The 26,022-nt window shown below is 51.4% G+C and carries 20 protein-coding genes; 8 read left to right on the top strand and 12 right to left on the bottom strand.

Going from position 1 to position 26,022, the window contains the following annotated elements:
* Positions 1-390 precede the first annotated feature (390 nt).
* Entirely contained in the window at positions 391-1,410 is a 1,020-nt protein-coding gene (locus ACO0K8_RS21710; protein ID WP_422948745.1) for an aldo/keto reductase, read from the bottom strand.
* A gap of 129 nt (positions 1,411-1,539) precedes the next feature.
* Here ACO0K8_RS21710 and ACO0K8_RS21705 point away from each other — a divergent pair, with 129 nt between their 5' ends.
* Entirely contained in the window at positions 1,540-2,436 is an 897-nt protein-coding gene (locus ACO0K8_RS21705; RefSeq protein ID WP_422948744.1) for a LysR family transcriptional regulator, read from the top strand.
* Positions 2,437-2,573: 137 nt separating this feature from the next.
* On the opposite strand, the gene ACO0K8_RS21700 is transcribed toward ACO0K8_RS21705, so the two are convergent.
* From ACO0K8_RS21700 to ACO0K8_RS21690, 3 genes are all read right to left on the bottom strand, one after another.
* On the bottom strand, positions 2,574-3,179 hold the full coding sequence (locus ACO0K8_RS21700; protein WP_422948743.1) for a chromate transporter: 606 nt from the start codon (positions 3,177-3,179) through the stop codon (positions 2,574-2,576).
* Positions 3,176-3,751 (bottom strand): chromate transporter, encoded by a 576-nt coding sequence (locus tag ACO0K8_RS21695; RefSeq protein ID WP_422948742.1) that lies wholly within the window; start codon positions 3,749-3,751, stop codon positions 3,176-3,178. The genes ACO0K8_RS21700 and ACO0K8_RS21695 overlap by 4 nt, the downstream gene beginning before the upstream one ends.
* A gap of 103 nt (positions 3,752-3,854) precedes the next feature.
* Positions 3,855-4,349: a phage regulatory CII family protein gene (locus ACO0K8_RS21690; RefSeq protein WP_295749606.1), complete on the bottom strand. Its 495-nt coding sequence runs from the start codon at positions 4,347-4,349 to the stop codon at positions 3,855-3,857.
* A gap of 201 nt (positions 4,350-4,550) precedes the next feature.
* On the opposite strand from ACO0K8_RS21690, the gene ACO0K8_RS21685 reads away from it, so the two are divergent.
* Positions 4,551-5,333 carry a hypothetical protein gene (locus tag ACO0K8_RS21685; protein ID WP_422948741.1) on the top strand — a complete coding sequence of 261 codons (783 nt, stop codon included), beginning with the start codon at positions 4,551-4,553 and terminating at the stop codon, positions 5,331-5,333.
* Between the two features lie 58 nt (positions 5,334-5,391).
* On the opposite strand, the gene ACO0K8_RS21680 is transcribed toward ACO0K8_RS21685, so the two are convergent.
* From ACO0K8_RS21680 to ACO0K8_RS21665, 4 genes are all read right to left on the bottom strand, one after another.
* Positions 5,392-6,303: a methylglyoxal synthase gene (locus ACO0K8_RS21680; protein WP_422948740.1), complete on the bottom strand. Its 912-nt coding sequence runs from the start codon at positions 6,301-6,303 to the stop codon at positions 5,392-5,394.
* Positions 6,304-6,380: 77 nt separating this feature from the next.
* The gene (locus tag ACO0K8_RS21675) at positions 6,381-7,667 is read right to left on the bottom strand and encodes a putative bifunctional diguanylate cyclase/phosphodiesterase (protein ID WP_422948739.1); all 1,287 of its coding nucleotides are present in this window, start codon (positions 7,665-7,667) and stop codon (positions 6,381-6,383) included.
* Positions 7,668-7,669: 2 nt separating this feature from the next.
* Positions 7,670-9,400: an HD-GYP domain-containing protein gene (locus ACO0K8_RS21670; RefSeq protein WP_422948738.1), complete on the bottom strand. Its 1,731-nt coding sequence runs from the start codon at positions 9,398-9,400 to the stop codon at positions 7,670-7,672.
* Positions 9,401-9,597: 197 nt separating this feature from the next.
* On the bottom strand, positions 9,598-10,260 hold the full coding sequence (locus ACO0K8_RS21665) for a GGDEF domain-containing protein (RefSeq protein WP_422948737.1): 663 nt from the start codon (positions 10,258-10,260) through the stop codon (positions 9,598-9,600).
* 75 nt (positions 10,261-10,335) lie between these two features.
* Between ACO0K8_RS21665 and ACO0K8_RS21660 the strand changes: the two genes are divergently transcribed.
* Together ACO0K8_RS21660 and ACO0K8_RS21655 are read left to right on the top strand one after the other, a co-directional pair.
* Positions 10,336-11,250 carry a 1-aminocyclopropane-1-carboxylate deaminase/D-cysteine desulfhydrase gene (locus ACO0K8_RS21660; RefSeq protein ID WP_422948736.1) on the top strand — a complete coding sequence of 305 codons (915 nt, stop codon included), beginning with the start codon at positions 10,336-10,338 and terminating at the stop codon, positions 11,248-11,250.
* A gap of 346 nt (positions 11,251-11,596) precedes the next feature.
* On the top strand, positions 11,597-14,416 hold the full coding sequence (locus ACO0K8_RS21655) for a tetratricopeptide repeat-containing sensor histidine kinase (RefSeq protein WP_422948735.1): 2,820 nt from the start codon (positions 11,597-11,599) through the stop codon (positions 14,414-14,416).
* Between the two features lie 32 nt (positions 14,417-14,448).
* Here the strand turns inward: ACO0K8_RS21655 and ACO0K8_RS21650 are convergent, their stop codons facing one another.
* Positions 14,449-14,814 carry a hypothetical protein gene (locus tag ACO0K8_RS21650; RefSeq protein ID WP_422948734.1) on the bottom strand — a complete coding sequence of 122 codons (366 nt, stop codon included), beginning with the start codon at positions 14,812-14,814 and terminating at the stop codon, positions 14,449-14,451.
* 320 nt (positions 14,815-15,134) lie between these two features.
* Here ACO0K8_RS21650 and ACO0K8_RS21645 point away from each other — a divergent pair, with 320 nt between their 5' ends.
* The 3 genes from ACO0K8_RS21645 to ACO0K8_RS21635 all read left to right on the top strand — a co-directional run bounded on the left by ACO0K8_RS21645 (position 15,135) and on the right by ACO0K8_RS21635 (position 19,749).
* Positions 15,135-17,438 carry a DEAD/DEAH box helicase gene (locus ACO0K8_RS21645; protein WP_422948733.1) on the top strand — a complete coding sequence of 768 codons (2,304 nt, stop codon included), beginning with the start codon at positions 15,135-15,137 and terminating at the stop codon, positions 17,436-17,438.
* Between the two features lie 333 nt (positions 17,439-17,771).
* A complete protein-coding gene (locus tag ACO0K8_RS21640; protein ID WP_422948732.1) occupies positions 17,772-19,334 on the top strand; it encodes a DUF2269 family protein in 1,563 nt (520 codons plus the stop codon).
* Positions 19,335-19,350: 16 nt separating this feature from the next.
* Positions 19,351-19,749, top strand: coding sequence for a DoxX-like family protein (locus ACO0K8_RS21635; protein WP_422948731.1), 399 nt, complete (start codon positions 19,351-19,353; stop codon positions 19,747-19,749).
* Between the two features lie 271 nt (positions 19,750-20,020).
* Here ACO0K8_RS21635 and ACO0K8_RS21630 read toward each other — a convergent pair whose 3' ends face one another.
* From ACO0K8_RS21630 to hmgA, 3 genes are all read right to left on the bottom strand, one after another.
* Complete coding sequence (locus ACO0K8_RS21630; RefSeq protein WP_422948730.1) at positions 20,021-21,892, bottom strand: ATP-dependent nuclease; 1,872 nt, start codon at positions 21,890-21,892, stop codon at positions 20,021-20,023.
* Positions 21,893-22,308: 416 nt separating this feature from the next.
* On the bottom strand, positions 22,309-23,634 hold the full coding sequence (gene fahA / locus ACO0K8_RS21625; RefSeq protein WP_422948729.1) for a fumarylacetoacetase: 1,326 nt from the start codon (positions 23,632-23,634) through the stop codon (positions 22,309-22,311).
* Positions 23,635-24,942 carry a homogentisate 1,2-dioxygenase gene (hmgA, locus tag ACO0K8_RS21620; RefSeq protein WP_422948728.1) on the bottom strand — a complete coding sequence of 436 codons (1,308 nt, stop codon included), beginning with the start codon at positions 24,940-24,942 and terminating at the stop codon, positions 23,635-23,637. It lies immediately after the preceding gene.
* Between the two features lie 117 nt (positions 24,943-25,059).
* Between hmgA and ACO0K8_RS21615 the strand changes: the two genes are divergently transcribed.
* The gene (locus ACO0K8_RS21615) at positions 25,060-25,965 is read left to right on the top strand and encodes a LysR family transcriptional regulator (RefSeq protein ID WP_422948727.1); all 906 of its coding nucleotides are present in this window, start codon (positions 25,060-25,062) and stop codon (positions 25,963-25,965) included.
* Positions 25,966-26,022: the final 57 nt, after the last annotated feature.

The following is a 26,022-nucleotide window of genomic DNA, read 5'->3' as shown; positions in this document are numbered from 1 at the left end:
TTGCACATGAAAAATGAAACCAATCACGCAATATCCATGCGCCTTCCAGCCTGAAATGTGCTTGAGACCCGCATGGATAATGCGCAATGCAATTTCAAATCTCAAATAAACAATTGCGCATCTGCCGATTACATTTTCAAAAATGTCCCGCCCTAACGCGCATATTCCATGCGTGCTGGCAGAGGCACTAGTGAGAAATTGAAATGTTTGCGAGGCCAGTTATTTCGGCCGAAGCAACCCAGCGTCGCACCATACTGGCCCAGGTGCCGCCTGCGAGATGGAAAGCTCAGCATCAATTACTTTAAATCGATGCTGAGCTTTTTGATTGCGTTGAATTGCGTTTGCTTGTTTTGATTGGATTGGAATTTTGACGAACTACCAGCAAGAAAACTATCGGTCTACCATGGCCATACGTTCCTGGTTATAACGCTGACCTGCCACTTGCGCTAATGCCTGGCGCAATGCTGCAAGCTCGCTAGTATCCAATTTAATTTCCAGTGACTGCATGTTTTGCTCCAAAAATGCGCGTCGTTTTGTGCCGGGAATAGCGACGATATCTTCACCTTGATGCAAGACCCAAGCTAAGGCAATTTGACCTGAGCTCAGTTGTTTACTCTGTGCGATACGCTGGACTACACTTGCCGCTTGCATGTTCAGATCAAAATTACCCGCTTGCAAACGCGGATCGAGATGCCGAAAATCGGTTTCTGGATATGCTTCGGCGCGTTTTGCAGTGCCGCTTAAAAAACCGCGTCCCAGCGGGCCAAAAGCTACCAGACCTATGCCCAGCTCGCGCAGGACGGGTAACACATCCGCTTCCAGATTGCGTTCCCACAAGGAGAATTCGCTTTGCACCGCACTGATAGGGTGGACCGCATGCGCTCTGCGTATATTCGCTACGCCGGCTTCGGACAAGCCTAAAAATCGCACCTTGCCCTCGCGCACCAGATCTGCCATGACACCGACTACGTCTTCTATCGGCACCAGGGGGTCTATCCTATGTTGGTATAACAGATCAATATAGTCCGTCCCTAAACGACGCAAAGAGCCTTCCACTGCTTGCCGGATATGCTGAGGATGGCTATTCACGCCGGTCGTCACACCATCCTCGATCCGGAAACCAAATTTAGTCGCCAGCACGACTTGTTGGCGTCGTCCTTTTAGTGCGCGTGCCAGCAACAATTCGTTCTCATAGGGGCCATATTGCTCGGCCGTATCAAACAAAGTGACGCCTAACTCCAGCGCCCTATGGATGGTGGCAATCGCTTCGGTCGGATTTGCCACACCATAGGCATCGTCGCTCATCCCCATGCAGCCCAAACCTAGCGCCGAGACGCAAAGTCCTTGCGTGCCTAGTTGACGTTGCGGGATGGCGTGATCACTCAACTGCCTGCTGAAATTTGTTTTCATCTTTTTTCCAATATTCTGTGTTGCCACCAGCGTTATCGCTAACGACAAGTATCATCGCAATTGCATATCGCCACAATCCGCTTAAAATGCAATAGATTATTGATTTGAACGCAACAATAGGAGCACTTGATGGAAATGCTTAAGGAAATGGCGATCTTTGCGCAGGTCGTAGACAGTGCTGGTTTTTCGGCGGCGGCGCGCCATCTTGGCCTGACTACTTCGGCGGTAAGTCGCCACGTCTCGCGTTTAGAAACGCATATGGGCGGGCGTCTATTGCAACGCACCACGCGTTCGATTGCCTTAACTGAACTTGGTCAGCAAGTACACCAAGGCTGTACCCGCATGCTGAGTACAGCGCGCGAAATCCATGCATTGGCAGGTAGTTACAGCGCGCGCCCAAATGGCGTGATACAAGTCACCGCACCTATCGTGTTTGGACAAGTCTGGCTGGCACCAAAACTACCGGGTTTTCTTGCCCTTTACCCTGAGGTAGATATACAGCTGACACTGGTAGACCGCACCGTTGATCTGATCGACGAAGGAGTCGATCTGGCGATACGTATTGCGCGCGATTTAGCCCCGGGTCTGGCAGCGCGCCCACTGTGTTCTTTGCGGTATATTTTAGTAGCTTCGCCCAACTACCTGGCAAAAAACGGTAGCCCGGATCGGCCGGAAGCGCTGCCAGAACATCAATGCATCTATCTCGGATACGCCAGATTTAGAGACCATTGGACATTACAGCGTGCCGCACAAGAAGTGAAAATAAAAGTACCGACCCGCATCACCATCAACAATAGCAGTGCGATTCTGGCCGCGGTACTGGCTGATGGCGGTATCGGTTTGCTACCCGACTTTACCGCGCAGGCAGCGCTACGCGATGGAACGGTGCAACAGATCTTGCCTGAGTGGGAATTGAAAGAACCCTACACTGGTGCCGCCTATGCGGTGTACCAACCAGGCAAACACCTGGCTCTGAAGGTCAGGGTCTTTATCGACCACCTGGTAGCGATGGCAGACTCGGTGTAGCAGAATCAGTACTAGACGCCGGAAAGCCATGCCCTAGCGCGCATATCCCATGCGGTCTGCAGCCCGGCATGCCCGCAAACCCGCATGGGATATGCGCGCTGGCAGGGTGCTGAAAAATTTATTCGCTCAGTCGAGCACTAAATCCAGCCGAACCAGCCCAGCGCGGCACCGGCCGCCAGCAACCACAGCAAATGCATTTTGGTGCGCCAGACCAGCACTGCGCAAGTTGCGGTGAGTAGCCAGATCGGCCAGTCCTGGCTGAGCGTTTGATGCGCGCTTGCCATGATCCAGCCGGTCGCCAGTAACAGCCCGATGACGATAGGCGCCATGCCGAGTTTGAAAGCGCGTACCGCGCGCAGTTCGCGGTTTTGGTGGCCCCAGCGCGCCGCTATAAAGGTCAGCGTGGTGCTGGGGATGAGGATGCCGCCCATGGTGGTCATCACACCTAGTAGACCGGCCCAGATGCTACCGGTGTTGAGGCCGACGTTCCAGCCCATCAAGGCGACGAATAAGACATTCGGGCCAGGTGCCGCCTGAGCAATCGCCACCGAAGAATTAAATTGCGCGTCAGTCAGCCAGTGCTGTTGATCGACCAGATAGCGGTGCATGTCGGGCAGGGTAGAAATTGCGCCACCGATAGACAGTAGCGAGAGCATCATGTAGTGCGTTAAAAGATTGAGCCAATCCTGCCATTGCAGACTAAGTTGCTGCGCCACCTGCAAGCTGCTGGCCGCCGCGCTCATGCGTCTAGCTTTCGGTACGCCAGATAGCAGGCCGCGCCGCCTAAACTGATCAGCACATACACCAGCGGAATCCGCAACCAGCCTATGCTGACGAAACACAGTGCACTAAACACTAAGCAGCTGCGCCAGCCTAAGGGATTGCGGTTGAGGGCGGGTGCCAGTTTGAGGGCGGTGGCAATGATCATGCCGGCAGTCACGGCACTCATGCCACGCAATGCGCCTGCCACGCCGGGATGGGTGGCGACCTGGGCATACAGCAAGGCCACCAGTAAGACGATTAACAGGGGCAGGCTCAGCATGCCCGCCAGTGCGGCCAGCGCGCCCGGCAAACCGAAGTAACGGCTGCCTATCATCATCGATAGATTGACCACATTCGGGCCGGGCATGATTTGCGCAACGGCCCAGTCTTCTATGAATTCTTCTTTCGTCAACCAGCGTTTTTTCTCTACCAGTTCGCGTTGGACTATCGCCAGTACGCCGCCAAAACCTTGTAGCGCCAGTAAGGTGAAAGAGATAAATAAATCCGCCAGCGAGCTTGGCTGAGGATGGGGGGCAACGGCAGGTTTTGGCATGATGCGCTAAAGTGATTTTATGCGCGCCGGGTGAGCCATGAGAGCGCGCTCATGGCCCTCATTGTAAAGCAGGCTCAGCGATCTTGCTGACCGGCTTACCGGTTTACTCTTCGTCTTCGCCTAAGTGATGGATGCGGATGCGGGCGCGCCATTCGCCCAATGCGGTCAAGGCACCGAGAAATTCTTTTTCTATCAGATCTGCCTCGGCCACGGTGATCACACCATCCATCAAGGCATCCGACACTGCCTCGGCCACGCTGCCGACCTGGCTCATTACACGGCACACGGTTTGCGACAAATCGTCTTTACTAATTTGATCCGGCTCCGGCACCCGGAAAGCCGCCATGCCATGCCGTCCCAGCAGTGCATGCAATGGCAACAAGGCATCCTTAACGCCGGCCTGATGGCAATGTTCTACGATCATCGAGAGTTCTTCAAACGAGGGGTAGTGGGTCTCTATGCCGGGTGCCAATTTATTGCGTAAAACGTTGACCGAAATTTGCATGCGGAGTGCCAATGCCTCTAGTCCGCCCGGATAGGCGCGCGCCACTTTATACAGCGCGTCATGCTGATTCATGTCCGAGTATCTGCGTGTCATGGTGAATTTCCTTTTTTATTACCGATGATTTTTGTCTTTTTGCTCATTATGCTGTGTCTATGCAAAATCATGCATACAGCGTCAAGTGCATGGATTGTACAGAGTTGATGCCGATTTATCCATGCAGTGCGAGGCTGCGGATGGCATCGATAGTTGATGCCAGATGTATAGCGATTTTTCACCTAGACGAGAGGATTTACCATGAGCAATTTGAACGGTTGGGGTTTGACAGCACGCTTGATCAGCAAACACTTCGGTGTGCTCGGCGACAAGGTATCAGAAGCCATCGCCAATTTTGATCCAGAAACCGCGACTGAGGCCGATCGCGACCGGCTGGCCGATACCTTGCGTGAAACCGCGCAAAAATTGGCCAGCGCGCGCGCTTCTTTCGACAAAGAGCAGGCCGATGTGATCAAGCTGCGTGCCCTGATAGAGAATGACGAAAAAGCGACTGGCACTTTGGCCGACAGACTCGCCGCCGGTAAAATTTCAGAAGCCACAGTGAGCTTGTTCTGTGACGAACTGGAAGCGAATAAATCCAGATTGCCGCTAGAAGTACAAGAGCAAGCTGACGCTCAGGAATACATGGGCGAGTTGCAAAAAATCGTCGATGCTTTGTCGCAGCAATTAGCCGAGTTTGATGCGACGGCTAAAAAAGCCATGCAAAATCTGGCCTCGGCCAGGGCACAAAAAGACTTGCAAGAATTGCGAGTAGAGCGCCAGAGTCAGCTCAGTAGTTTGTCTGGTTTAAAAGGACAATCGAGCGCCTTGAACGCCTTGACCAGACGTGCGCAAACGGTCAGCAATGAAGCAGCGGGCATGCGTATCGTGGCCGATATAGGTCAAAAACCTTTGGATCAGGCGGCTGAAATTGATGCCATCAGAAAATCGGTCAGCCAGGCAGATACTAGCGCGGAGAGTACGGTCGATAGATTAAAACGTCTGTCGGCCAAGCCGCAAGATCCTGTGATGGCTGCTGCCTAAGCTGCCTACGCTGAAAAACCAGTGCCTCGATTTATCGGGGCGCTGTTTATTCTCTGCTTCAGGAAGCGAATGCCATGCGTTTGGAGATTAGTTCCAGCCAGCGCTCGGCACCGCCGGTTTCGCTCACCACTTGGGCGAAATCGCTGACGGTGCGGGCAGCGCGTTCGAGTAACTGTATATCGGCCTCATGCTGGCGTGCCACATGCGGATCTTCTAAAAACAAAATGCGACGAATTTTTCGGTCGAGTACCAATTCGGCGATTTGTGCATCGCCGCCCAAAGGCCCAGACATAAACGGCTGCACCCAATTACGTCCCGCTTGTTCGCCCTTGATTTTTTGTGCCAGCTGATTGAGTAAGCCGCCGGTGGTGCCAGTAGCGTAGCGGTGGGCAAATTGATCTAGCAAAACAAAGTGTTTCTCAGCGATAGCCAGCATGCGCTCTTTCATCGCATCATGGGCGATCAAGGCGATGCCTTCATTTGCCAAGGCGTAGCCAGATTCTAATGCGGCGTTGGGGGTGGCACCGATGGCAATGGCTTCTAAATCTAGCCATTCGCGGGCACTGGCCAGTGTCGATAAGAAAGGTTTTTTGTGAATCACGCATTGGCGTTTTAATGCTTGTGCTTCCGGGAACACCGAAGAAGGATCGACCGGATCGATCAGGTAAATCACCGCATCGACTGCACGCAGCGGATCGCTATCTACCACTCTTGCCACTAGCTTCATCAAACCGCCTTCGCGTCCATACGGGAAGCGCTGATGTTGGCCGCAGACCGCAAGCAGATCATGTGCAATGATGGCGTCTAAGGTCCGCCCCACCACGATCCATTCTGGCTGCAAGTGGGCAATCGCATCGCGTGATCCGCGCAGCAATTGTACTAAGGCCGAATTTGGCGCATCTTGATGCGAACGATTGGCGATCAGACCGATACGCAGAGCGCGTGGTTTACTTGGGGAATTCTGCAGCATGGCGACTTTCTAAAGGGTAAACATCGGCGCATTCATCAACGCGGGATTGGTCTCAACGAAAAAACGCATTCAGTTCATTACTTGCCATGAAAATCCCGGCACCAGTCTATCAGCGCCTCGCCTAACATAGGTTTAGCGAAAAAATAGCCCTGAATCTGATCGCATCCCATGCTTTCCAGCGCCGCCAAAGTATGCGCCTCCTCCACTCCTTCGGCCACCACGGGCAGCCCAAAATTATGACCCAGACCGATGATACTCTGGACGATTTGCTTATCCGCGCTGGACTCGGTCATGCCATGAATAAACATCCTGTCGATTTTCAATTCATCGATAGGGAAGCGCCGCAAATAAGTCAGAGAAGAATAACCGGTGCCGAAATCGTCGATGGACAAATGAAAACCCAGAGCTTTCAGCTCAAACAGCAAATTGGTGGTGTGCTCAATATCGTGTATTAATGCACTTTCGGTGATTTCCAAGCCGATACAATTTGCTGGCACATTCCAGATGCTCAGCGCACGTTCCAGGATTTTCGGTAATTGCTCATGGCTGAGCAAATGGGCCGAGAGATTTACCCAGACCAGCATGTTCATTCCTGAATCGCGCCATGCCATGTGTTGTGCCAGTACCTGATTGAAGACCCGCATGGTAAGCAATTCTATGAGTCCGCAACGCTCTGCGGTATCAATCAAGACCGTGGTCGCCACCGAAAGCGCATGATCGGCTGGCCAGCGCACTAAAGCTTCGACCGATACCACGGTTTTGCTGCGCACATCCACCTTGGGCTGATAGCGCATTTCCAGGCGATTACTGTCTAATACATCTTCTAAAGCACTGAGTAAATCTTGCGGCAAGTTGCCACGATCTTGCTGCGACTCAGCCAAGAGAAATTTGTGGTTATCTCTACGGGCGTTTTTTTGTGCCGCATCGGCAGCGCGCAGTATTGCCATGGCGGAGAGTCCGTGCATGGGAGCACAGGCGATCCCTACCGTGGGATTAAAAAATACGGTTTGCGTATCAATCTTGAAGGGCGTGTTTAAGGCATTGAGCAAGCGATGTACGGCGAGTATGGCTAAGGCTTCAGACGCCAACTGCGGCAGCATAAACCAGCATTCATCTTCATTGACGAAGACATATTTATCTTTGGCGCGTAATAGCGGCTGTATCTGGGCTAAAAATTCCTGCTGCGTTTGCTGCGCGTAGTCACTCATCAATAAGGCCGCAATCCGGTCGCTACGGCGCAGTGATAAAACTAATACCGCTACTGATGCGGTATTGCTGGCGTTTCGTATCTCATCCTCAAGTGCGGTAATAAACACATTCAGAGTGGCGATTTCACAGCTGACGGAGGTAGAGGGCATAGGCATCATCAGGCTCGATAAAAATCGCGATAAACTAAACCGTAAGCGCCGTCAGGCAAACCACGGAGAATTTTTTTTTGTCGATGCTCTGCATCTATTTTTTGTCGCATCAGATCACACAACTCAGGTTTTTCCAGTATGCTTTTATCCGCTGCGGTCAACAGCAATACCTTCGGTTCTAGTCGCCTCACTTTATTATGTTCGAGCACAATAGCAACCTCGCCTGAGGAGAGCTCTATCATGCTGCCTACCGGGAAAACACCGATAGCCTGAACAAATTCTTCCACCAGTGGTTCATGTAATTTGGTACCGGCTTCTTTGAATAATTCTTTCATGGCGTCGAACGATGAGCGCGTGACGTCGTACGGGCGCTCTGAAGTCATGGCGGCAAAACTATCGGCGATCGCGGAAATACGCCCAAACAGGCTAATCCCTGCTCCCGAAATTCCCTGGGGATAGCCACTACCATCGAGGCGTTCATGATGCTCGCTAATGCCGAGTAAAATATGATGATTGAGTGCCTGATCGACTTCTAGCATATCAACTGCTGCATCCACATGGGTTTGCATCAGACTATGTTCGTCTTCTGTGAGTTTGTCGGGTTTACTCCACAAATTTTCGGGTAGCTCTAATTTACCGATATCGAGCAATAAACCGATAAAGCCCAATTCTGTCAGTTGTTGCCGGGTGAACCCAAGTTGACGCCCTAATGTCATCATGTAGATAGCGACCTTTAGGCCGTGCGCATAGGTCTCCGAGTTTTCTGAGCGCATGCGTAATAACCACATCAGCGCCGAGGGGTTGGAGATCACGCTCTCAGTCAGCAATTCTACCGTCGGGGCAACTTCAACCAGTGCGACGTTGCGATCGCTGGTAATTTCTTCGGATAATTTTTTCAGTAGGGAATCGGCTTTTTCTATTGCAGAACGGGCATACCCTAGCTCCTGCTGCAAAGTCGACTGATCTTTGTATATGACCAAATGCATGGTTTTGGGGATATACGCGCGTTTTTTCGAACGAAATATTTGCTTGCGTATATTTTGACCGCGCACAAACAGCCTATTTTTCGCACGTTGCTCTTGCCAGTTCTTCCAATGCTCTAACCAGTCTAACTTGGCAAACATCGCATCACGTGGATACAGGGATTGCAGCACCTGACTAAATTCTTTGGTCGAGGATGCTTGAAATCTGGATGAGCGACCGGTTTTTTTTGGCTTCACGCTATCGCCAGTTGCGTTGCTTGGTGACGAGTCGTAACGTAAATAATAGGGTTTGGGTTGCAGCAGCGATCCGGCTCTTTTTTTTGCCTCCGCTTGACTAGTGCGAGCCGATTTTTTTTTCAGAAAAAACGGTTTCGACGTCGTCTTTAAACTCTGACGCCAACTGGAGATTCTTTGCCACAGTTTGACTTGTTTGAAGGACGGCACAATGGACGTAATTACTCTGGCTTCTGGCACGAAGCCCGCATCTGCTGCGCTTTCCAGATCTGCAGGTAAATGCAGTGATTCCCAATGCAGATGCAGTAAAGATTTGGGATTGCTACGCAGCGGATCGATGACGACTTCTTTGACCATGGCCTGCAGTGACTGCAAATCCAATACTTCTGTCAATAAAAATCCTTGCAGCATGAACGGTGTCTGGGTCCATGGTCTATCCAATTCTGAAACAAACATGCCCACTCTTAAATCATCTACCGTGATGCGTAAGGTTTGGCATAGCGACCTGCTTGATTGACTCATGCCTGGTTTGCCTTCGGGCAAAATGAGAACGTCGAGAAATGATTACTCAGCATGAGGCGATGGGGAATTCAAAAGGAGAGTGCTAGTTTGGCAAAATTGCCTCAGCTTGTCTATAAAAAAAGTGTATCAAGTAGATATGACTATTTATCCATAAAATACTTGCTCACTGGCATCGCACAATAGGGAGCTGCGAAATATTATTCGCTAGCGTTTGCATCGTAGTTAGGCAAATCAGCCTCAATTTGCGCAGTCTCACCGGGACCTTTTGCTTTAGCGTTTGCCAATGCGCGTGTGGCGCGTTCCAGCATTTTTGCTGCGCTATCACCAGGCGAATTGGTGGTGAGTCCGGTACAAAAACTGACACTACTGCCCGGTATGGTGTCGCTCCAATCAACGCTAGCAAGGCGCGCTTGCATGCGCGTGATTGCCTTGATGCTTTGATCGAGCCAGGTGGTGGGCATCACGATGGCAAATTCGGTGGCGGCAATTCTGCCGAAAGAGTCCAGAGTACGCAGCAAGCCGTTTGCCTCTACCGTCACCATTTGTAAGATGTGCTTGGTCGCGTCCTGACCAAATTGCTCCATGATCTCAGGTAAATTATCTATGCTGATGACGGCAAAGCTAAAGCTGTGGCCGGTGCGCAAAGAGCGCTCTAGTTCGAACTCCAACTTGGCCAGCAAGGCGCGTCGATTCAGCGCGCCAGTCAAAGAGTCGTGCGTTGCCAGCGTCTGCAATTGCGACAATACCGTCTCCAGCATGGGCAAAATCTCTTCACGCGGGCCGCCTTGTTTCAGCTGAGCGATAGCCAGCGTCAGCTGCTGTTGGGCGAAGGGAACCAATTGCTTGGTATGTCGAGGCATGCTGGTCTCCTTTGGAGGGGGCGATTAGCGCTAAAATGTCTACTCTACCATTTGAGTGTCATTGAGCAAGCTTTCATGCAATTATTTCAGGATATTCAAGATTATTCCCCACTGCAAGTGCTAAAAAGCCGCTTTTTCCCTGGAATACAGTTGTGGGTGAAGCGTGATGATCTCTTGCATCCTATGGTCTCGGGCAATAAATTTCGCAAACTAAAATACCCGCTACTCGCTTTGCAAGACTCTTCACCCACTTTGGTGACCATGGGTGGCGCCTGGTCGAATCACCTGCATGCTACTGCCCATGCAGCTAAATTGGCGGGTTATCCTGCGCTAGCCCTGGTGCGTGGCTATGCTCAGGGTCAAGGCCAGATCACCGCGACGCTCGAGGATTGCCTGGCACTAGGCATGCAGCTACAGTTTGTATCGCGCGACAGCTATCGGCAGTTGCGCGATGTTCCTGGTGCATGGCGGCAGTATGTGACAGCGCCGACGCCGCAGCATGTCTGGTTGCCAGAAGGTGGTAGCGATCCGGCGGCCTTGCCGGGAGTGGCCGAACTGGTCACCGAGATCGTAAGTCAATTAGGGCTAGTTCCCGATACGGTACTGGTAGCCTGCGGTACCGGTGCCACCTTGGCCGGCATACTGGCGGGGATGCAGGGACGTGGCCGGGTACTGGGTGTGGCGGCGATCAAAAATGCTGAGTATTTACATGCGGAAATTGCCGGATTGTTGTGCCGCGCCGCTTATCCAGCGCAGTCAAATTACGAATTATTGTGCGATTTCCATCATGGCGGTTATGCCAAAGCACCGCCTGCCTTACGCCAATTCTGTCTGGAGTTGACGGCCGAGACAGGACTTTCGCTAGAACCGGTCTACACCGGAAAAATGTTTTATGCTTTACATCAATTGCTTGCGGCTGGGAAATTTCAACGCGGCGAAAGAGTGGTGGCGATCCACACGGGCGGGCTCCAGGGAGCGCGTGGTTTTTAATGAATACTCCCTAGGGGTATGACTTAAATACGGTGAAATGCGCATATAGCGTATGCGCACTTTTAAATACTCCCTTAAATATACTTATTCTCCAAGACTGGCAGAGACTGTCGAAATGATGAATAGTTACTTAAATTTAACAAATTGAAGTAGAGGCTTTGATTCGTGTATTATTTCGCAGGAAAATTATTTCAATTAATTATAGGACTAACGCAAAATTGTTCCCGCTAGGCGTACCGCCCAAGACAGTATGTCAGTACGCCAAGGCGAACAAGGACGCTGGGCGACATTGCCTTAGTCTTAATTCAGTCGGATTCCCTAACCCAGAGGCAGCCCTGTACTAGCGATGGATATATTCGTTACCAATGACGAAGTAGCGCAATCGGAAGCGGCGCTGCCTGGCTTGCAGCAAAAAGCTCGTCTGAGCACATTGCTGTATTTGGCATGGCATTTACGCCAAAGGGATACTGCACGGGCGTTAGCCTTAACGACTGAGGCAGAAATTCTGATCTTGGCGCTAGCGCCGGCTTTGCTCTCTGCCGATGAAGATACGCTGTATAGTGCGCGCCTGCGATTGGTAAGGGCCGAGGCCAAGTTGCTGTATTCAGGCTTACACGAAGCGCAAGACATGGCGAAGACGGCCTTATCGGAGTTTCAGGGTCTCGACGGTATTGCCGCACAACAAGGCTGTCTGGATGCGCATTATCTGCTGGCAATGGTGGGATTACGCCAGGGTGTGCCAGCCATTGTAGAGTCTGAATTGGCGCTGGCAGCTGAGCTGGCACTAAGCTGTCAGGATGGCGCAAGAGAAATTGCCGTGCAAGCCTTTCAGGCGATTCAGACTACCTATCAGAATCTACCTTTGGCGCTGGAGCGCTGGCAATTACATTTTCAGGTATTGGCGAATGATTTTTCGCCAGGGATAGCATGTTGCGCCAATGAATTCTTGTTTTACGGTGCGTCCACTTCCGGTAATTTTGCGCAGGCGGCCGCGTATGGTTTGCAGGCCTATGAGTTTGCATTGCAGAGTGGCCAGATTTCTAAAGCGATTAGCCTAGGCAGCAATATCGGCGATTCTTTTAATAACCTCAATGACCATCAGTCTGCCCTGCAATGGATGCAACGTAGTATAGATCTCGCCAGATCCACCGCCTGGCCTGTCAGTATCGGCAATTGCCTGACACAAATGGCTGAAACGCTCAGAAAATTAGGCCGTTTAGACGCCGCCAAAGAGATGCTTGATGAGGCTCTGCCGCTGGTGGCCTCTATGCGTGATTCGCGTCAGCATTTGATGGCATTGCGTTATCTGGGTGACCTTTTACTCGATCAGGGTGAGTATTTTGCCGCGTTTGACTGTTTTAGTGAGTTGCAAGAGCGCTCCGATCAAAGTAAGCAAGTTGATTATAAAATTGGAGCGCGGCGTGGCCGTGCCCATGCCCTGTCGAAGCTAGGCCGGCCACAAGAGGCATTGCAGGTAGCCGCTGAAGCTCTGCAACTGACCATGGAAAAAGACGACAACATCAGAAAAATTGATGTATTGCGGGTGTTGGCAACCATTTATAACCAGCATAATTTGCCAAAACCGCCAACGATAACAGCGGCAAGTGCCAACTTACATTATTTACTGTTGGCGCTAGAAGTCACCAAGGCAATTCGCGGCTATAGCGTTCCTAGCGGCTTACTCGAAGAGATCGCCGATGCGCAAGCGGCCGTTGGTAACTATCAAAGAGCCTTCAGATTAAGTCGTCAGGCCATCGCTGCGCGCGAAAAAATTCATACGCAAGAGGCGGCCAACCGGGCCACTGCAGTGCAACTGAGTAATCATACCGAACGCATGCGAGCCGAAGCCGAACACTTACGTCAATTGGCCAATGCCGAAGCCGATAGAGCCGAGGTGTTGCAAAAATCCAGCGCGATTTTGACGCTGCTCGGTGATATCGGTCAGGAGATTACCGCCAGTCTGGATGCGGATGCGGTATTTCAGACGATCAATCGGCATGTGCAGGGTTTGTTGCATGTCACTGCCTTTGTGATTTACCTGATGGACGCCGATCAGCAGAGTATGAGTTCAGCTTTTGGCGTTGAGAACGGTGTACCGATTGAGCCCGATATCATCCAACTGTCAGACCGCACGACAAAATCCGCGCAATGCATCGCCGAACGACGAGAAATCTTGACCGAATTTGCTTCTGACGACGAGATTCCAAGTTTGATACCAGGTACCGAGCGGGTCTTAAGCATGTTGTTTGCGCCCCTGATCATCGCAGACAAAGTGTTGGGCGTGATGACCATACAGTCGTCTAGAGAACATGCCTATGGCGACAGCGAGCGCATGATTTTTCGTTCACTGTGCGCCTATGGTGCGATTGCACTGAGCAATGCCGACGCCTATCTGCGCCTGAAGCAAACCCAGGCCTTTTTAGTAGGCCAAGAAAAACTGGCAGCGCTAGGCTCGCTGGTAGCGGGTGTCGCGCACGAACTAAATACACCGATAGGCAATTGCCTGCTAGTGGCAAGCACGGTGCAAGACAATAGCAAAATTCTCATTAATAAGCTGGGCGAACAAAGTCTGCGCCGCTCCGAACTGACTGCTTATTGCGAAGAGGTTAAGAATTCCGCCGACATCATGATGCGCGGCCTGACCAGCGCTGCTACGCTGATCAGCAGCTTCAAACAGGTGGCGGTCGACCGCACCTCGGAGCAACGTCGCAGTTTTAATTTGCAGCAGGTATTGCGAGATATTGTCGCCACTTTAAATATTCGTATCAGTCACGCCGGGCATGCCATACGCATGGAACTGGCAGGCAATATCACCATGGACAGTTATCCCGGTTCTCTGGGCCAAGTGATTACCAATCTGATCGAAAATTCTATTTTGCATGCTTTTGAAAACGATCAAGTCGGGAATATGCTGATCAAAGCCAACACTGTCGATGGCAAGCGAGTACTGCTAGAGTTTTCCGATGATGGCAGCGGTATCCCGACCGAAAATCTGACGCGTATTTTTGATCCATTTTTCACCACTAAGCTAGGCCAGGGCGGCAGCGGTCTGGGCCTGAATATCTGCTACAACATCATTACGTCCATCCTGAACGGCAAGATCAGCGTGCATAGTGAAGTCGGCTCCGGCACGCGATTTACCCTGGATTTGCCACTGTCGATTTAAGCTGTAAAAAACAATTGGCCCAGTGCTAGCGATCAAAACCGGTGTTCGTCAACCAGATGCTTATGAAAACTATATTTGCTGCCGCCTTGCAAAACATCCACCAATTTTTTGGGATTAGCCGCCGAAATAAAAATATCGGCGACTCCATCTTTGACCCTGAATTTGGTCGCGGGGCTAAGGATGTTGTTCGCTTTTATCGTCAGATGACGGATTATTTTGGCTTTTTCGCTGCAGATCAAAAAATGCGTGTCTTTGCGAAAATTCGCCAGAGGGATGTTTAACCACCAACCCTCGTCATTTACGTAGCGCACCACGTTGGAAAACTGGGTATTGCTGTCGTTAAGGAGATTGCTACGCATGGATTCGTTGGCGATCTGTATGGCTTCGGATTTATTCATCTTATTCTTTTCTTAATGCTTAGGTTCGCGACGCGACGCAAACGTTTTAAAGTGAGGACTTACGCAAAATTGTTCCCGCTAGACCCACCGCCGCAGACTTACTTTAGTCCGGCAATGCGAGTACAACAGCGAAAAAGTGGTTTTGTATAAGTCCAAAAAGTGCCTCGATTCAAGCCGCCATTGTATAGGCAAGATCGCAAAACGCCCGTAAAAATGCCCCTAAAAACGCATTTCACTCCCTATATTTGCTATGTGAGTGTAAACTACGCGCTATATATCCTGTCGCATCCTGCGATTTGAGCGAATCTGTGAGTGTCGCCATGTCTGAAACCAATCCCCTATTTACCGATCTTAATCTCAGCGAGCCGCTCATCCGCGCCCTGAAAGATGTCGGTTACGAATCCCCATCGCCTATCCAGGCGGCTACTATTCCTATCTTGCTGGAAAACCGAGATGTACTCGGTCAAGCCCAAACTGGTACCGGTAAAACGGCTGCGTTTGCTCTGCCGATTTTGTCGCGTATCGACATCCGCCAGACGACACCGCAAGCGCTGGTGTTAGCACCAACGCGTGAACTGGCGATCCAGGTGGCCGAAGCTTTTCAAACTTATGCTAAGCATATTCCTGGTTTTCACGTGTTGCCAATTTACGGCGGCCAGAGCTATGGTCCGCAGTTGTCGGCCTTACGCCGTGGCGTGCATGTGGTGGTCGGTACACCAGGTCGCGTGATCGATCATCTGGACAAAGGTTCGCTCGATCTGTCGAAACTGAAAACTCTGGTGCTGGACGAAGCCGATGAAATGCTACGCATGGGTTTTATCGATGACGTAGAGCGCATCTTGAAAGATACGCCGGAAACCCGTCAGGTGGCCTTGTTCTCAGCCACTATGCCGTCCGCGATCAAGCGCATCGCCCAGACTTACCTGAAAAAACCGGCTGAAATCACGGTCGCGGCTAAAACCGGCACGGCGGACAATATTCGTCAGCGTTACTGGTTAGTGTCCGGCATGCACAAGCTCGATGCGTTGACGCGTATTCTGGAAGCTGAAAATTTTGACGGCATGATCATTTTTGCCCGCACCAAGCTCGGCACCGAAGAGCTGGCCGGCAAACTCTCGGCAAGAGGCTTCTCAGTTGCAGCAATTAACGGCGACATTCAGCAGCAACAGCGTGAACGCACTATCCAGCAACTGAAAGACGGCAAGATCGATATCCTGGTCGCCACCGACGTCGCTGCCCGCGGTCTGGATGTGGAGCGTATCAGCCACGTGGTCAACTACGATGTACCGCATGATCCGGAAAGCTATACCCACCGTATCGGTCGTACCGGCCGTGCCGGTCGTAGCGGTGAAGCGATTTTGTTCATCACTCCGCGTGAAAAAAATCTGTTGAAAGCCATCGAACGCGCTACCCGTCAGCCGATTTCCCCATTGGAATTGCCGACCATCCAGGCCGTTAATGACGTACGTATCGCGCGTTTCAAGGATCAGATTACCGAGACTCTGGCGCAAGGTGAACTCGAGCAATTCCTGGCGATCATCGAAGATTACGAGCGCGAAAAAAATGTCCCGGCGTTTGAAATTGCAGCGGCGCTGGCCAAGATGGCACGTGGCTCTGAGCCTTTGCTGCTGGACAAAAACAAACGCGAAGTGAAGAGTGATGATAGCTGGCGCGATGAGCAACCGGCACGTAATACTCGCACCGAGCGCGGCGACCGTCCGGCTCGTGGCGAGCGTAGCGACAGATTTGATCGTGGTGATCGTCCTGAACGTGAAGAGCGCGGTCAACGTCGTGAGCATAGCCCACGCACGGCTGAGCCTGGTATGCGCACCTTCCGTATCGCGGTCGGACATGAGCATGGCGTGAAACCTGGCAATATCGTCGGTGCGATCGCCAACGAAGCGAATATCGACTCCAAGTTTATCGGTCGCATCGATATCTATGACGATTACACCGTGCTCGATTTGCCAGACAGTCTGCCACAAGACATGATGGAACATCTGAAATCGGTGCGCGTAGCCGGTCAGGCACTGAATATTCGTGCTGATGGCGCTAGTTCAGCACCGGCCGCAGCGAGTTTCAGCAAAGCACCTGCAGCAGCAGCGAGCAAGCTGACCAAAGTGGTCGAGCGTGCCACGCGCTTCCCTAGCGAAGAAGAAGCACCTGCCAAGTCAGAAAAAAAGCGTCTGGAAAATAAAGGCAAAGTGCAAATTCCTATGCTCAGTTATCGCATAGAAGTAGGTCGCGAGCACGCCGTCACACCGAGCAATATCGTCGGCGCGATTGCTAATGAAGCCGGCCTGGAAGCCAAACATATCGGTAAGATCGCTATCTTTGACGATTACACTACGCTGGAACTGCCCGATGGTATGCCGCCAGAAGTACTGACCCACCTGAAAGGCGTATGGGTCGCGAATCGCCAGCTGAAGATCAGCCCGGTCGCGGCAGGCAGCGTGAATACCGATAAACCGGCCAAGTTCTCTTCAGCGCCCTCCGCGTTTGGCGAGAGAAAAGCCGGTGGCGACCGTCGTGTATTAGAAAAATCGGCACCACATGCTAAAAAAGACGGTGTAAAACGTCCGTTCAAAGCAGATGGCGCTGGTAACAAGCCACCACGCAAGTAATGGCTGATACAGCAAAAACATCGCCCTCAAAGCGATAAGCTAGAACTAAGGGGCGCAAGCCCCTTAGTTTTATCACAGCACCGGACATGCGCTTACCGCTTCCGGCGGCTTGAGTTCAGCAAGTTAGCTTGCTAGCTAACACGCAAATCCCTTCTATTTTGATGCACTGGTTTTGTCTTGAGCCGCATGAAATATGCGTGCTGAGCTATGTCTGCGCTAAAACAGATCTCGATTTTTACGAAGCTATTCAGTACTAAGCTCTGTTTTATCCTGATATAAAATCGATAGCACGCTAGGTTTTATTTCAGGCACAGCTTGGTATACTGTCCGCCTATGCATACCATTCTCGTTCTCGGCGGCTACGGTTTTTTCGGTAGTCGCATCTGTCAGGCGCTGGCAGAAAATCCCCAAATTCACCTGCTGATAGGCGGGCGCGATGCCAGCAAAGCGCAGGCTCTGGCGACGCAACTTGGCTTAAACTCTAGCCAAGCTGTCGCGATCGATGCGAATGCAGCCGATCTGGCGGCGCGTCTGAGTGCGCTCAAGCTGAACACCGTGATCCATACCGCCGGACCTTTTCAGGGCCAGGATTACACAGTGGCGCAGGCGGCGATTGCAGCGGGGGCCAACTACATGGATTTGGCCGACGGTCGCGCCTTTGTGGCCGGCATAGGGGTGCTCGATAAGGCGGCACAGGCCGCTGGCGTGCTGGTCACTAGCGGTGCCAGCTCACTGCCGGCACTCTCGTCAGCCGTGGTCGATCGTTATCTGCCGCGCTTCTCACGTCTCGACCTCATCCGGCATGGCATAGGATCGGGAGCGCGCGCGCCTGGCTTGGCCACCATGCTAGGGGTCTTCGGCTATTGCGGCAAAGCGTTTACGCGCTGGCAAGCCGGGCAATGGCAACCGACTTACGGCTGGCTCGATCTACAGGCATATCCTTTCCCGGCACCAGTCGGCCGCCGTCTTTTGGGCAGTTGCGACGTGCCCGATTTAGAGTTGTTTCCGGTGCGTTATGCGGGCGTGCAGAGCGTCAGTTTTCACGCCGGTTTTGCCAGCCCTATCGGTCACCTGTTCGTCTGGGCGGCAGCCTGTCTGGTAAAAGCCGGGCTGCTCAAAAATATGACGCCGCTAGTACCGCCCTTGCACGCAATCAGCGGCCATCTGGAGCGCTACGTCAGCGATAAAGGCGGCATGTTTGTGAGGATGGAAGGCCTGGATCAGGACGGCAAAGCCTTGCAACTTAGCTGGCATTTAATCGCCGACAAAAACCATGGCCCGCATATCCCCTGCGGTGCGGCGATCGCACTGGCCCAAAAACTGGCAGCTGGCGCAGGGTTGCCAGTCGGTGCCATGCATGGGCTTACTGACGGTAGAAGACTATCTGGCCGCACTGAGCGCCTACCAGGTGCACGAGGTGCCGGCATGAACCTATACCTATGCATCAAATACCTACACATCCTGAGCGCCACCGTCTTATTCGGCACCGGCATCGGCATCGCTTTCTTTAAGTGGATAACCGACCGCAGTGGCGATGTACGAGCGATACGCATCGTGAACGAAAAAACCGTGCTGGCCGATCTGATCTTCACGACCCCGGCGGTAATCACGCAAGCCCTGAGCGGTTTTGCGCTAGCCTATCTGGCCGGCTATCCTTTGTTCAGCGGCTGGATAGTTCTCGCCACCCTGCTCTACCTGTTCGCGGGAGCCTGCTGGCTGCCGGTCTTGTGGCTGCAAATTCGCATGCGCGATTTGGCCAGAGTGGCCGATCTAGGCAATCTGCCCCTCAGCGCCGAGTATCGCAAACTAGCTAGAATCTGGTTCTGGTTAGGGATACCGGCTTTCTGCGCGCTGATGTTCGTGTATTACCTGATGGTGTTTAAACCCGCACTATGAAGACGCACTTAGCGATATGAACAGCAAAAATCTCGAGCGCCAATTACTCACCCTGTATTGGCTAAGCCGCCTGGGCATGGCAGCAATCTGGTGCTGGACCGCGTATGTCTCCTGGTTTGCCTATCCGCAAGCGCTGTCCCTGGCATGGCTACAGCGCATAGGCATAAGCCAATCTGCGGAGCTCATGTTGGCCGCGGCCTGCCTATTTGATTTGCTCATGGGGCTGGCCTCGGCAGCCTGTGCCTCGCGCTTATTGTGGCAAGCACAGATCGTCTGCGTGCTGGCCTACAGCCTGGTGATCGCATTAGGCTTGCCGGAATTTTTAATCCATCCTTTCGGCCCTATCAGCAAGAACATCGCGGTACTCTGCTGCCTAGGCTACTTAAGCATCATGGAAGCACATCGGTCTGCATAAAATTGTAAACGCATGCCGCCACTGCGCATATCCCATGCGGCTTTGCAGCCTGCCTGGCCGCTCAGGCATAGCGCATGCGCCTGTCCGGCACGCCTATCCGCAAAGCCGCATGGCGTATGCGCAGCGGGCCTGCTCGCGGCAAAAAACAAAAAGGGTCTGCATAGTAATTTTATGAGGCCAGTTCATTTGCAGACCCTTTTTGATAGGTCAATTAGAAGAATTGACCACATATGCCATTACCCGCTTTGCGCGGAATTTCGGGCGGTGTCATTTAGTTCGTCTGCTCGATATGAGAAAAAATTCGTTCGCAGACATCCTTTATTTCCTCAGTCATGTCCCAAGCGTTAGGGTTCTTAGACATATACTCGATTGCCGTATTGCTGAACTTAACCTTATTTTTGATTGTGCCGCTGTCCTCCGCAAACACTTTACGAATCGTCTTTTTAAGACCTAAAGCGTCATCGAGCAATCTTCCAATTCCAAGATCGCTATTAAAATATCCTAATTTTTTTCCCGCAATTTTTGAAAAATCAAGATCCTTTTTTGTCGCACTGTTCATGTTGTTAAATGTAAATTTTGCCGTTTCTACGATGACGCCATGTGGAAGGATATTCTCTATTTCTTTGCTGGGGAGAATATGAAACCTTTTTCCAAGTTGTGTCTCTAATTCCTTGGTTCTCGACTTGAGTTTTGTATCTCCATCACAAATAAGATATGCGCTGGCAGATGCCCGGATTGCACATAAGCCAACTGCCTCACTGTTATCGACATCATCATCGTCAAAGTTCCAATGTGCGATATTTCCACCTTGATACTCAATAAATGCATAGTGATAGTTTTCGAGAAAACCGCGATATCTACTTTTTTGGAGCTCATCGTCATCAAGTTTTTCTACGTATGCCTTCATAAAAAAATGCAAGTAAAGGCGATCGGTTATTCCCTCAACCCAGATAGTGCAATTCGCCAGATACACGGATGAAGGTCTGACACCTAGTTCATCTAGTAAAGATCTGTCTGTATCTGAATATTCAGTGATTTGAACTTTTTCTGACTCTCGAATTTTACTCACTTTGTGGATGCTTATTTGGTCGCGATGTTCAATTAAATCAAGTAAATGATTTGAGTGCGTGGTGATGAAGTACTGATGGTTTGTATGCTCGATTAAGAACGATGCTAATTGGCGTATTAATCCAGCATGAAGAGACTGTTCTGGTTCTTCAATAAAATAAAGTGAAGACTCTTTATTCAAATAAGCGGCTGAGGTAATGATAATAATTTGCTGCAAACCATCGCCGACGTTATAGATTGGAAATTGAGGATCATCTCCAATTTGAATTTCTATCGTATCGCTATCATGAGCTGGTATAAGGGTTACTTGCTTACCTTCAAAGAATTCATCTCCTAGAAGCTTTTCGTATTCGGCAATTGCTTTACGTTGTTCTGGCTTTCCAAGTAAGTGCTGCGTAAATAGTTTATATAGATGCAGCCCCGTTACGATGGAGATTTTATTGTCGCGCTCTTTATCATTGTGAGTCGGATCTTCTAGAATTTGGAGAAGAGAGGGATCACTGAAATAATCATCGATTGTTCGTTTCTGATACGAATCGTCAGATGTACCGAGTGCACGCATTCCTCGCAATATTGGTATGTAAAAATGCGCGCGACGGTAGTTTAAGTCGTCAAGAGGCTTATATCTGTCGCTTTTTGCTTCGTCTTGAAGTTTCATTTTCAGACCAGAATCGACACCGAGATTGCTTGCGATTCCCTGAGCACTCCAATTATGTGCTTTATTGTATCTTTGAAATAAACTACTTCTCTGTTCTTGAGTTAAAGGTTTTCCGCCTAGGAGAATTGACATTTCAGAGGGGGTTATTGCACCGTTTGTATTGAGATTTACGTTAATTATTTTGGCATATTCCAACATCGATGGAAGAATCGAATCTTGGATATTTTTGGAAATTTCATTATCGTTATATTCAAATGTGCGTTTATCGCTGCTAAATAATGTCCTGATTAAACGGCTCTTACCTGAATTATTTACGCCTATAAATAAGTTGAATTTTCGAGTCGAAATATAGTCATGATTACGATCATTCTTGCATTGGTAATCCGTTAATCTACTTGACCAAATTTTGGTGTGCATTTTCGTTTTCGTTCAATCTGTAAGAGTGTCAAAATATACAGTACTTATCTTGCTTAGACGTATTTTTGATATTTGCTTTCGTTTTGGGAACGCAATAGTTAGTGGAAAAGCATAGGGCACAGCCCTACACTTACAATCATACGAGCGAAAGCAATCAACCACCTCTATAGCGCCGAATATGATTTTTTCCTCAGCACCGCCACTGCGCATAGTCCATGCGGGTTTCCAGCCACCCTGCCCGCTCAGGCATAGCGCATGCGTCTGTCCAGCATGCCTATCCGCAAAGCCGCATGGCGTATGCGCAGCGGGCCTGCTCGCGGCAAAAAAACAAAAAGGGTTTGAGAACAGCGTTCTCAAACCCTTTTTAGCAGACTATTTTCTACCAATAATATGGCAGAGCTTAAATGCTTAACTGCTTACTCGCGACGCGCTGGCAGCAAAGTACCGAGCACTTCACCAAAACCTATGCGCGGCGCACCGTCTTTGCTGGCCCAGCCGCGCATCACGATGCTGTCGCCGTCTTCCAGGTATAGCCTTTGCTCACCGTTGGCCAGTGTAATGGTTTTTTTACCGCCTTGTGTCAACTCCATCAGGGAACCGGCTTCTTCTGGCTGTGGGCCGGATTGGGTGCCAGAACCGAGCAAATCGCCAGCGCGCAGATTGCAGCCATTCACGGTGTGGTGCGTCAGTAGTTGCGAGACCGTCCAGTATGAATGGCGGAAGTTCGACAAGGACAGACGCTCAGGCGCGCTGCCGGCTGAACGCATGGCGGCAGTTTGCAATAAAACTTCCAGCTGTATATCGAAGGCACCGCTGTCGCGCAGGTCGCTAGACTCCAGATACGGCAAAGGCTGCGGGTCGGCCGCATCGCGGCTCCAGGCGCTGCGATACGGTACCAGCGCTTCTATCGTCACGACCCAGGGCGAAATCGTCGAGGCAAAATTCTTCGCCAGGAAAGGGCCTAGAGGCTGGTATTCCCAACCCTGCATATCACGCGCCGACCAGTCATTGAGTAAGCACAGGCCGAACACATGTTGTTCGGCTTCTTGCATGGAAATAGCTTCACCGAGCGCATTGCCGTTGCCGATGAAGATGCCGATTTCCATTTCATAATCCATGCGCTTGGCCGGACCAAATACCGGTGTGCTAGCGCCAGGCGGCATGGTTTGGCCTAGCGGACGGCGAAACTCCTGACCGGAAACCGCAATCGACGAAGAGCGGCCATGGTAGCCTATCGGCACCCATTTGTAATTCGGCAGCAGCGGATTATCCGGGCGCAATAATTTACCGATCGCCGTCGCATGGTGGATAGAGGTGTAAAAATCGGTGTAATCGCCGATCTGCGCCGGTAGCGCATATTCAGCCTCACTTTGCGCCAGCAGACAATGTTGCAAGGCAGCTTGCGCGCTAGCACCTAGGCGCAAGGCGCGTGACAGCGCCAGGCGTAATTGCGACCAGCTTGCTGCACTCAGATTCATCAAGCCATTGAGTTTGTCAGCGAGGATGGCCTTATCGAATTCCTTATTTTCCAATCCGGTAAAAATCCCCACCACGCGCGCCGCTGCCAGATCGAGGATCTGATCACCGATCGCTACTCCCAGGCGAAATTGCTCATCGCTGCCGGCACGCCGGAACACGCCATAAGGCAAGTTTTGTATAGGGAAATCGGTATTACCGCTATTCGCGGAGGCGACCCAGCTTTGCAAACTGGCATCATGGGTTTCATTGAGTTGTGGCTTCATTTATTTTTTCTCCGGATTAAAATTTTTCTTGATGCCTTGCCAGCACTGGTAATAGTCGGCCTGCAATTGCGGCGACTCCATTGCGGCCCGGGTCGGTTTCAGGATGTTACAGCTTTCTATCATGAAGGCCATGGTGTCATCGACTTTCTGCGGCTTGCTGGTATCGATCTGGCTAGCTTTCTCGAAGGTAGGCGCATCCGGCCCGTGGCCGCTCATGCAGTTATGCAGGCTGGCACCGCCAGGGCGGAAGCCTTTGGATTTGGCATCATACTCGCCATGGATCAGGCCCATAAATTCGCTGGCGATATTGCGGTGGAACCAGGGTGGGCGGAAGGTGTTTTCGGCCGCCAGCCAGCGCGGTGGGAAGATCACAAAATCTATGCTATCGACGCCCGGGGTATTGCTGGGCGACTGCAACACCAGAAAAATCGATGGATCAGGATGATCGTAGCTGATCGAACCTATGGTGTTGAAGTGACGTAGATCGTATTTGTAAGGCGCAAAATTGCCGTGCCATGCCACCACATCGAGCGGTGAATGGCCGATTTTGGCGCGCCACAGATTACCGCTAAATTTAGCAATCAGTTCAAACTCGCCCTCGAGATCCTCATACCAAGCATGTGGAATCTGAAAATCACGCGGATTGGCCAGACCGTTAGAACCTATCACGCCCAGATCCGGTAGCTTGAGCATGGCGCCAAAATTCTCGCAGACGTAGCCGCGTGCCGCACCATCGGGCAGCGTGACTTGAAAACGTATGCCGCGCGGTATTACGGCGATTTCTTGTGGCTCTATCGCCAGCAGGCCAAGCTCGGTCTTGATCTGCAAACGCCCTTGCTGCGGGATGATCAAGAGCTCGGCATCGGCATTATAAAAAAAGCGTGTCGTCATGTCGCGGTTGGCGGCATACAGATGGATCGCACAGCCGCTTAAGGCATCGGCCGAACCGTTACCGGCCATGGTCAACCAGGATTCTATGAAATCGACGGGCTCAGTCGGCAGTGGCAAAGGATCCCAACGCAATTGATTCGGGCTCGATGGCACCTCGTCAAATTGATTCGTCATGCCGCGATTGCCGATTTGCACAAAGGGCTGATGCATAGACGCTGGACGTATTCTATACAGCCAGGAACGGCGATTGGCATGGCGCGGCGCGGTAAACGCGGTGCCAGACACCTGTTCGGCATACAGGCCGTAAGCACATTGCTGTGGCGAATTCTGGTTTTTGGGCAAGGCTCCGGGTAAGGCCTCGCTGGCGAATTCATTCGAGAAGCCGGTTTGGTAGCGCAGCGTGTCTGAGATATTCATCGTGCATTCCTGTGGAGGGTAATTTACCTCCGTAATGTAGTGCACCGCCGCTGTTTTTGCGATATAAATACATAAATGTAGAACATTCACAATATCAATAATGGTCGCAATTAAATCATGATAGAACCCAAGGATATAGACCTGAACCTGCTGGTGGTGTTTCAGGAAGTGTTTCAGGAGCGCCAGATCTCTAGCGTAGCGAAGAAACTCAGCCTGTCGCAACCGGCGGTCAGCAATGCCTTGGCACGCCTGCGCAAGAGCTTTGATGATGAGCTGTTTGTGCGCACTGCCGCCGGCATGCAACCGACGCCTCTGGCGCAGCAATTGGCCGAGCCTATCGCCAGTGCTCTGGCCAATATCCGGCTAGCCTTAAACCGGCAGGAAAGCTTTGACCCCACCAGCAGCAAACGTCATTTCACGCTCGCCATGACTGATGTCGGCGAACTGTACTTTATGCCCAAACTGATGCAGTTATGCCGCCAGTTTGCACCGCAGCTACAGTTATCTACCTTGCGTGCCAATAACCTCGATCTGAAAACCGAAATGGAAACGGGCAGGATAGATCTGGCGATAGGTGCTTTTGAAGGGGTCTCGGAAGCGCTGTACCAACGTCGTCTATTCACACAAGACTATGTCTGCCTGTTTCGGCGCGAGCATCCGCTGGCCGCTGCCAGCATTTCGTCTAAAGATTTTCTGGCGGCACAGCACTTGATCGTGGCGTCTACCGAGAGCCCCTACGATAAAATCAATCAGCTGCTGGAAAAAGCCGGAATACAAGCCAGTTCGCACTTTAGCGTACCGCATTTTGTGGCGGTCCCGTATATTGTCAGCACCAATGATTTGCTTGTTACTGTGCCAGAAAAACTGGCAGAGAGCGCCGCCCTGCCATTTAATCTGCGCTACGTAAAGCCGCCATTGCGCTTGCCTGAGCTGCAAACGAATATTTTCTGGCACCGCCGTTTTAACCAGGACCAGGGCAACCAATGGCTGCGTCAGTTTATTACTGAGCATTTTGCGCAATAATTTTCAGTGCGCACAAAAAACCACGTTGAAAAAACTTCACGCTTAAGCTGAAACGTT

It is taken from the genome of Undibacterium sp. Ren11W (assembly GCF_049340485.1).
Classification (GTDB): domain Bacteria; phylum Pseudomonadota; class Gammaproteobacteria; order Burkholderiales; family Burkholderiaceae_D; genus Undibacterium.
The sequence above is the reverse complement of the archived record's forward strand: the minus strand, read 5'-3'. Positions and strand labels throughout refer to the sequence as shown.